We start from the raw sequence: 843 nt of genomic DNA, 5'->3' as shown, positions 1-843 counted from the left end.
TTATTCCCCTGTGCCTTCCTCGCATTAGGCGGTTGGCTGACCGGTACAACATTCGTCACTTCCTGGTACACCCACGGACTAGCATCTTCTTACTTAGAAGGAGCTAACTTTCTAACAGTAGCAGTATCCACACCAGCCAACAGCATGGGGCATTCCCTGTTGTTCCTGTGGGGTCCTGAAGCTCAAGGTGACTTCACCCGTTGGATTCAACTCGGTGGTTTGTGGCCTTTCGTAGCCCTACATGGCGCATTCGGTTTGATTGGCTTCATGTTACGCCAATTTGAAGTCGCCCGTCTCGTCGGTCTGCGTCCTTATAACGCTCTTGCTTTCTCCGGTCCTATCGCCGTATTCGTCAGCGTGTTCCTGATGTATCCTTTAGGGCAATCTAGCTGGTTCTTTGCACCTAGCTTTGGAGTAGCCGCAATTTTCCGTTTCCTCCTATTCCTACAAGGTTTCCACAACTGGACACTCAACCCCTTCCACATGATGGGTGTAGCGGGAATCTTAGGTGGAGCTTTACTTTGTGCTATTCACGGTGCCACAGTAGAAAACACCCTATTTGAAGATGGTGAAGGATCAAATACCTTCCGCGCCTTCAACCCCACCCAAGCTGAAGAAACCTACTCCATGGTGACAGCAAACCGTTTCTGGTCACAGATTTTCGGAGTTGCTTTCTCCAACAAACGTTGGTTACACTTCTTCATGTTGTTTGTCCCTGTCACAGGCTTGTGGATGAGTTCCATTGGTATCGTTGGTTTAGCATTAAACCTCCGGGCTTATGACTTCGTTTCCCAAGAATTACGGGCAGCCGAAGACCCAGAGTTTGAAACTTTCTATACCAAA

1 protein-coding gene is annotated in these 843 nt (G+C 48.8%); it reads left to right on the top strand.

Annotated elements, in window-relative coordinates:
* Window positions 1-843, top strand: an 843-nt coding sequence (gene psbD, locus FJR06_RS12780) for a photosystem II D2 protein (photosystem q(a) protein) (protein WP_168651561.1), incomplete at both ends; no start/stop codon positions are given.

It is taken from the genome of Dolichospermum sp. UHCC 0352, from assembly GCF_009711925.1.
Classification (GTDB): Bacteria; Cyanobacteriota; Cyanobacteriia; order Cyanobacteriales; family Nostocaceae; genus Dolichospermum; species Dolichospermum lemmermannii.
The sequence above is the reverse complement of the archived record's forward strand: the minus strand, read 5'-3'. Positions and strand labels throughout refer to the sequence as shown.